Origin of the sequence: Amycolatopsis rhizosphaerae (genome assembly GCF_007713715.1) — a bacterium.
Classification (GTDB): Bacteria; Actinomycetota; Actinomycetes; order Mycobacteriales; family Pseudonocardiaceae; genus Amycolatopsis_E; species Amycolatopsis_E rhizosphaerae.
Window position 1 is genome coordinate 1 of record NZ_VJWX01000352.1, and the last position, 7,517, is coordinate 7,517.

The window sequence follows — 7,517 nt, forward strand, 5'->3', positions numbered from 1 at the left end:
CCAACGAGCTGCGCCGGCTCACCGCGGGCAAGCTGCCCAAACTCGCGGTCGCCGCGCTGGTTCTGGTGCCCCTGCTCTACGCCTCGTTCTACCTCTACGCGAACTACGACCCCTACGGCAGGCTGAGCAAGCTGCCCGCGGCGATCGTCAACGAGGACGCCGGCAGCGGCGGCCGCAACGTGGGCCGGGAGGTGACCGACGAGGTGGTCAGGTCCGGGACGTTCGGCTGGCACGAGGTGAGTGCGGACCAGGCTCAGCAGGGCGTGCGGGACGGCACCTACTCGTTCGCGATCACCATCCCCGCGGACTTCTCCACCGCCCTGCTCTCCACCGGGAACTTCAACCCCCAGCAGGCCACCATCCGGCTGACCACCAACGACGCCAACAACTACCTGTCCCACACGATCGCCAACCAGGTCGCCCAGCAGATCCGCACCACGATCGCGGAGAAGGTGGGCGCCGAGGCGGCGAACCGGTTCCTGATGGGCTTTTCCACCATCTACGGCAAGACGCAGGAGGCGGCCAACGGCGCGAGCAAGCTCGCCGACGGCGCGGGCCAGCTCCTGGGCGGCCAGCGGCAGCTCGCCGACGGCGTCGGCCAGCTGGCCACCGGCAGCACTCAGCTGTCCTCGGGCCTGGCCACCCTGAAGGCGGGCACGGCGAGCCTGCCGCAGGACACCCGGCGGCTCTCCGACGGCGCCGCCCAGGTCGCCGCGGGCAACGCCCAGCTCGCGGCCGCCGCGAACGTCCTCGCGAGCAGCTCCGCGGACCTGCGCCGCAACCTGGACAGCGCCAACAACCAGCTCACGCAGCAGTTGCGCGACGGCGGGTTCACCGACGCCCAGGTGCAGCAGGTCCTGAGCGCCCTCGGACAACTCCGCGCGCCACTGGACAACGCGGACAACCGCATCCAGCAGACCGCGGGCCAGGTCAACCAGCTCGCCGACGGCTCGCGGCAGGTCGCGACCGGGGCGGCCGCCCTCGCCGCGGCCGCGCCCTCGCTGTCGGGCGGCATCGCGCAGGCTTCCGACGGGGCGAACGCCCTGTCCGCCGGCGCGGTGAAACTCGACGACGGAGAGAAGAGCGCGGTGACCGGCGCGAGCCAGCTGGCCACCGGGGCCGCCCAGCTCCGGGACGGGCTCAACGCCGGGCTGCGCGAGATCCCGAACCCGAACGACCCGACCCGCACCGCGACCGCCGACACCATCGCCGACCCGGTGGCCGTCCAGTCCGCCGGGGTCGCCAACGCGGGCACCTACGGCGCCGGGCTCGCCCCGTTCTTCATCTCGCTCGCCACCTGGATCGGCGCGTTCGTGCTGTTCCTGCTGCTGCGGCCGCTGTCCACCCGGGCACTGGCCGCCGGGACCGCCCCGCTGCGCGTGGCCGTCGGCGGCTGGCTGGCCTCGGCACTGCTGGGCACCGCACAGGTGCTGGTGCTGTTCGGCGCGGTGACCTGGCTGGTCGGCATCCACGTCGCGCACCCGGTGGCCGCGATCGGGTTCGCGATCCTCGCCTCGCTCACCTTCACCGCGATCGTGCACGCGCTCAACGCGCTGTTCGGCGCCGTCGGCAAGTTCCTCGGCCTGGTCCTGCTGGTGCTGCAGCTGGTCAGCGCGGGCGGCACCTTCCCGTGGCAGACCCTGCCCGACGTGCTGTACCCGCTGCACGTCGTGCTGCCGATGGGATACGTGGTCGACGGGCTGCGGCACCTGTTCTACACCGGGGCGTCGCTGCAGAGCCTGCTCGACGTCGGTGTGCTGTGCGCCTACCTGGCCGGCGCGATCGCGGTGTCCACACTGGCCGCCCGCAAACGTCGCGTGTGGACGGTGTCGGCCCTGCAACCGGAGCTGAGCCTGTGACCTCCCGCGCCGAAACGACGAAGCACCGGCTGTTCGAGGCGACGCTGCGGCTGGCGGGCACCCGTGGCCTGGTCGGGCTCACCGTCGACGACATCGCCGCCGAGGCCGGGGTCGCCAAGGGCACGGTGTACTACAACTTCGGCAGCAAGGACGGCCTGATCGACGCGCTGCTGCGGTACGGGGTCGGGCAGCTCGCCGACGGGCTGCGCGGGCACGCGGACGAGCCGGACCCGGTACTGGCGCTGGAGTCCATGGTGGACACCGCGCTGACGTTCGTCGCGGAGTACCGGGGTTTTTCCCAGATCCTCGTGAGCGAGCTGTGGCGGACTCCCGGGCAGTGGCACGAAACGCTGACACTGCTGCGGGAGGAGGTCATCTCCATCGTGAAACAGCAGCTTCAGCGCATCGACGACGCCGGACGGCTGCCGGAGGGCGTGCAGATCCCCACCGCGGCCGCCGGGCTGTTCGGCACCCTGCTCGTGGTGGCGCTGGACTGGCAGGTCTTCCAGCCGCAGCGCGCACGCTCCGACATCCGGGATTCGGTGATGTACCTGGTCCGCGGCGTCGCCGGGCGCCCCGGCTGAGGCGGCGCCGCTCAGCGGACCAGAGGACGGGTCTGCCCGATCCGGTGCAGCGAGGGGGGCCGCCCGTCGACGGCGCGGCGGACGGCCCCCAGCACGCCGCCGGCGATCTCGCTGTGGGACAGCGGCCGGTCCCCGCCGAGTTCCGAGACCGACCCGATCAGCACCAGCTGGGTCGGGTGCTGATCCAGCGCGGGACGCGGGTCGCTCAGTTCGGCGGGCACCGCGGCCGCGCCGGTCGTGCCGCGCACCTCCACCACCGGGCATCCCGGCGCCAGCAGCCGCGCCACCTGGGCGAGCACCGGCCCCCGGAACTCCTCGTGCACCCAGGCGACCAGGAGATCCGCCGGGCCGCCGAGCACCGAACCGGCCTTCTCCGCCAGCTCACGGGGCTGGTCCCAGTGCGCCTCGACCCAGATCGCCCGGCCGCCGGAACCGTCGCCGGTGGTCCGGTGACCCGGCGGGCGAAGCGCGGCACGTGCCGCCAGCCCCTGTCTCGGTTCGGGGACCGCGATCGGATGGTAGCGCCGGCAGGGCAGCACCACCGTCCACCCGTCCCGTACCAGGGCTTCCGCCACTGAAGCCAGCATTCCGGTGCCCGCGAGGATCAGCGCTTTCCTGCCGGTCATGCCCCAACGCTACCTCGCCGCCGGGTCGTTGGCAGGAGGCCAGCCGGGGCGTTTCGTCCCCGAAACCCCCCGTTCACACCGTTGGGCCCCAGGGCTTGGCCAGGTCCAGTTCGTGCCGTTCGGTGAGGCTGAACCAGTTCCCGGAATCGTCCCGGAACATCGCCTCGACCCCGTAGGGACGTTCGGCGGGCTCCTGCAGGAAGGTCACCCCGCGGGACCGCAGTTCCTCATAGGTCGCCCGGCAGTCCGCGGTCGCCCACACCACGGAGGTCAACGCCCCCTTGGCGATGAGGGCGCGGATCTGCTTCTCGGTCTCCGGATCGTGCTGGGGCGACCCCGGCTCCATGAGGATCAGCGTGACCTCCGGCTGCCCCTCCGGGCCCACCGTCAGCCACCGGAAGTCCCCGATGCGCAGGTCTTCGCGCACCTGGAAACCGAGTCTCCCGGTGTAGAACTCCTTCGCCGCATCCTGGTCGAGCACGTACACGGTGGTGTGCGAAAGTGCGGTGATACCTGCCCTGCTCATGGCGTTCTCCCTCGTCACAGTGGGTACGCCGAAAAATCTAGGCGGCAGGCGGCCCGGACCGCTTATCCGAATGTGCTGGGCCGGGTCCACATCATGAGGAAACATCCGGGCACGGCGGGGGCGCCCTGCGCCCGCATCCGGGCCCGGTAGTCCGAAGGCGACTCGCCCACCAGCTCGGTGAACCGGCGGCTGAACGTGCCGAGGCTGGTGAACCCGACCGCGAGGCAGATCTCGGTCACCGTGAGGTTGGCCGAACGCAGCAGGTCCTGCGCCCGCTCGAGGCGACGGCGCGTCAGGTAGGCCTTGGGCGACTCGCCGTAGAGCGCGGCGAAGGACCGGCCGAAGTGGAACCTCGACCAGCCCGCCACCGCGGCGAGCCGGTCGAGGTCGAGCGGTTCGGCGAAACGCGCGTCCATGTGGTCCTTGGCGCGGCGCAGATGCGGGATGGCGGCGGCAGGCACCGCGGGCATCCGCACGGCGCTCACGCGTCCTCCTCAGGATCTCGTGGGACACCCGCACCCGGTCGGACGCGCCAGCGAGGAAAAACGATTGTCGCTCGCGCGTCCTCAGAATCCCGCGGGACACCCGCACCCGGTCCGACGCACAAGCGAGGAAAAACGATTGTCGCTCGCGCGTCCTCCTTAGTGCGCCGCATCGTTCCACGAGCGGCCGGAGCCTACCGAGACCTCCAGCGGCACCGCCAGCGAACAGGCCGCGCCCATCTCCTTGCGCACCAGCGCTTCCACCGCCTCGTGCTCCCCCTCGGCCACCTCGAGCACCAGTTCGTCGTGGACCTGCAGCAGCAGCCTGGTGGCCAGGCCCTCCTGCCGCAGTGCCCGGTGCACGTTGAGCATCGCCACCTTGATGATGTCGGCGGCGCTGCCCTGGATCGGGGCGTTGAGCGCCATCCGCTCGGCCATCTCGCGGCGCTGCCGGTTGTCGCTGTTGAGATCGGGCAGGTAGCGGCGGCGGCCGAAGATGGTTTCGGTGTAGCCGACCTTCCCGGCCTCCACCACCACGCTCTGCAGGTAGTCGCGGACCCCGCCGAACCGGGCGAAGTAGTCGTCCATCAGCGCCTTGGCCTCCTCGGTGGAGATCCGCAGCTGCCCGGACAGCCCGTAGGCGGACAGGCCGTAGGCCAGCCCGTAGTTCATCGCCTTGATCTTCGCCCGCTGCGCGCCGGTGACCTCGCCGGGCTCGACCGCGAACACCTTCGCCGCGGTGGCCGCGTGGAAGTCGAACCCGGACTGGAAGGCCTCGATCAGGGCCTCGTCGCCGGACAGGTGCGCCATGATCCGCATCTCGATCTGGCTGTAGTCCGCCGTCATCAGCTCGGCGTAACCGGTGCCCACCACGAAGGCGTCCCGGATCCGGCGGCCCTCCTCGGTGCGGATCGGGATGTTCTGCAGGTTCGGGTCCACCGAGGACAACCGGCCGGTGGCGGCGATGGTCTGGTGCAGGGTGGTGTGGATCCGGCCGTCGTCGGCGATCGCCTTGATCAGGCCCTCCACAGTGGAGCGCAGACGGCTGGCGTCGCGGTGCTCCAGCAGATGCTGCAGGAACGGGTGCTCGGTCTTCTCGAACAGCGTCTGCAGTGCGTCGGCGTCGGTGGTGTAGCCGGTCTTGGTGCGCTTGGTCTTCGGCATGGCGAGCTCGTCGAACAGCACCACCTGCAGCTGCTTCGGCGAGCCGAGGTTGATCTGCTTGCCGATGACCTGGAAAGCGTTCTCTTCGGCCTGCCGCACGCGGGCCGCGTAGTGCGACTCCAGTTCGGTGAGCTGCTCGACGTCGACGGCCACCCCGGCGGCCTCGAGCTCGGTGATCACCTCGAGCAGCGGCAGCTCGATCTCCTCCAGCAGGCGGGTGCCACCGATCTTGCCGAGCTCGGCGGTGAGCGCGCCGGCGAGCTCGGCCACCGCACGGGCCCGCACGAGCTCGGACTGCACGAGCTTCTGGTCCCCGTCCTCGGCGTCGAGCAGCGACAGCTGACCGTCGCCCTCGGCACCGTCGGAACGCAGCTCACGCTGCAGGTAGCGCAGTACGAGGTCGTCCAGTTCGAACGACCGCTGGCCGGGGCGCACCAGGTAGGCCGCCAGCGCGGTGTCCATGGCCAGCCCCGCGAAGGACCAGCCGCGGAGGAGCACCGCGTGCAGCGCGGGCTTCAGCGCGTGCCCGGCCTTGGCCACCTGCGGGTCGGCCAGCCAGGCCGCGAGCGCCTTCTCGTCCGATTCGTCCATCGTGGACGGATCGAGGTAGGCGCCCTGTCCGTCCGGGGCGGCCAGCGCGATCGAGCGCACGTCCGCGGTGACCGACGAGCCCATGGTGCGGAAGGACAGGCCGAACGGCCTGCCGCTTTCGCTGTGCTCGGCCAGCCACGCGGTCAGCCCGCCGGCGGGCACCGCGGCACCGGAGACCTCGAAGCCCTCCTCTGCCTCGGGCTCGGCGCTCTGCAGCGTCGCGAACAGGCGATCCCGCAGGACGCGGAACTCCAGCTCGTCGAACAGCCGGTGCACCGCGTCCCGGTCCCACGGGCGCAGCGCCAGATCTTCCGGCACGGCCTCCAGCGGCACGTCGCGCACCAGTTCGGTCAGGTGCCGGTTGAGCAGCACCGCGTCCACATGGGCCCGCAGCGCGTCACCGACCTTGCCCTTGACCTCGTCGACCCGGTCGATGAGGGTGGCCAGCGAGCCGAACTGCTGGATCCACTTCGTCGCGGTCTTCTCCCCCACCCCGGGAATGCCGGGCAGGTTGTCCGAGGGGTCGCCGCGCAGGGCCGCGAAATCCGGGTACTGCTCGGGGCTCAGGCCGTACTTCTCCGCCACCGCGGCCGGGTCGTAGCGGACCAGGTCGGACACGCCCTTGCGCGGGTACAGCACGGTGACCGAATCGTTGACCAGCTGCAGGGCGTCCCGGTCGCCGGTGCAGATGAGGACCCGGTAGTCCTCGGCCACCGCCTGCGTGGCGAGCGTGGCGATGATGTCGTCGGCCTCGTAGCCCTCCTTGACCAGCACCGGGATGCCGAGCACCCCCAGCACCTCCTTGACCAGGTCGACCTGGCCCTTGAAGTCGTCCGGGGTGGCCGAGCGGGTGGCCTTGTAGTCGGCGTAGGTCTCGGAGCGGAAGGTCTGCCGCGACACGTCGAAGGCCACCGCGAGATGGGTGGGCTGCTCGTCGCGCAGCAGGTTGATCAGCATCGAGGTGAACCCGAAGACCGCGTTGGTGACCTGCCCGGTCGAGGTACGGAACCGGTCCGCGGGGACGGCGAAGAAGGCGCGGTAGGCCATCGAATGGCCGTCGATCAGCAGCAGCCGCGCCTGCTCGGCGGTGGCCAAGGTCGCTGTGGCGTTCGCTACGGATTGGTTCTCGCTGGGGCTCACGACAGCGAGTCTAGGGTGAAGGTCTGACAGCTTTGCCTGTCGTATCGGATTAGGAGCCATGCGTGACCGAACACGTGTCAGAAGAGGTCCTCGCCCAGTTCGCGGGGATCGACCTGGCTGCCGCTGACCAGCAGCTCGACGCCAAGATCGGCCTCACTCTCGTCGAGGCGAGCGCCGAGCGGGTGGTCGCCACGATGCCGGTGGACGGCAACCGCCAGCCCTACGGTCTGCTGCACGGCGGCGCCAACGCGGTGCTGGCCGAATCGCTCGGCTCCATGCTGGCCGCGCTCAACGCGGGCCCCGACAAGATCACCCTGGGCTTCGAACTGTCCTGCACCCACCACCGCGGTGTGCGCGAGGGGATGGTCACCGGCACCGCCGTCCCGGTGCACGTCGGCCGCGGCACCATCACCGCCGAGATCGTCCTGACCGACGACGCGGGCCGCCGCACCTGCACCGCACGCCTGAGCTGCATCGTCCGCGACCGCCCGCGCGCCTGAACCGCACACCGGGGCCGTGAAGGGTCCCTTCACGGCCGATACGAC

General features: G+C 70.9%; 7 protein-coding genes. 3 read left to right on the forward strand and 4 right to left on the reverse strand.

The window, feature by feature from the left end; translation table 11 throughout:
- Nucleotides 1-1,859 (forward strand): YhgE/Pip family protein (locus FNH05_RS26960; protein ID WP_144591523.1); only part of this gene is annotated, 1,859 nt, incomplete at its 5' end.
- The gene (locus FNH05_RS26965; protein WP_144591525.1) at nucleotides 1,856-2,443 is read left to right on the forward strand and encodes a TetR/AcrR family transcriptional regulator; all 588 of its coding nucleotides are present in this window, start codon (nucleotides 1,856-1,858) and stop codon (nucleotides 2,441-2,443) included. The genes FNH05_RS26960 and FNH05_RS26965, both read left to right, overlap by 4 nt.
- Before the next feature lie 11 nt (nucleotides 2,444-2,454).
- On the opposite strand, the gene FNH05_RS26970 is transcribed toward FNH05_RS26965, so the two are convergent.
- From FNH05_RS26970 to polA, 4 genes are all read right to left on the reverse strand, one after another.
- A complete protein-coding gene (locus tag FNH05_RS26970) occupies nucleotides 2,455-3,069 on the reverse strand; it encodes a Rossmann-fold NAD(P)-binding domain-containing protein (RefSeq protein ID WP_246127960.1) in 615 nt (204 codons plus the stop codon).
- Nucleotides 3,070-3,142: 73 nt separating this feature from the next.
- Nucleotides 3,143-3,595, reverse strand: a complete 453-nt coding sequence (locus tag FNH05_RS26975; RefSeq protein ID WP_144591527.1) for a VOC family protein — start codon at nucleotides 3,593-3,595, stop codon at nucleotides 3,143-3,145.
- A 62-nt stretch (nucleotides 3,596-3,657) separates the two neighbouring features.
- Entirely contained in the window at nucleotides 3,658-4,065 is a 408-nt protein-coding gene (locus FNH05_RS26980) for a helix-turn-helix domain-containing protein (RefSeq protein WP_144591534.1), read from the reverse strand.
- Between the two features lie 171 nt (nucleotides 4,066-4,236).
- Entirely contained in the window at nucleotides 4,237-6,972 is a 2,736-nt protein-coding gene (polA, locus tag FNH05_RS26985) for a DNA polymerase I (protein ID WP_144591528.1), read from the reverse strand.
- Between the two features lie 62 nt (nucleotides 6,973-7,034).
- Here polA and FNH05_RS26990 point away from each other — a divergent pair, with 62 nt between their 5' ends.
- Nucleotides 7,035-7,472 (forward strand): hotdog fold thioesterase, encoded by a 438-nt coding sequence (locus FNH05_RS26990; protein ID WP_144591530.1) that lies wholly within the window; start codon nucleotides 7,035-7,037, stop codon nucleotides 7,470-7,472.
- Nucleotides 7,473-7,517: the final 45 nt, after the last annotated feature.

What these genes read in the sequence shown, in the direction of transcription:
- FNH05_RS26970 (WP_246127960.1), bottom strand. Translation starts at nt 3,069, where the DNA reads ATGACCGGCAGGAAAGCGCTGATCCTCGCGGGCACCGGAATGCTGGCT.
- FNH05_RS26980 (WP_144591534.1), bottom strand. Translation starts at nt 4,065, where the DNA reads ATGCCCGCGGTGCCTGCCGCCGCCATCCCGCATCTGCGCCGCGCCAAG.
- FNH05_RS26975 (WP_144591527.1), bottom strand. Translation starts at nt 3,595, where the DNA reads ATGAGCAGGGCAGGTATCACCGCACTTTCGCACACCACCGTGTACGTG.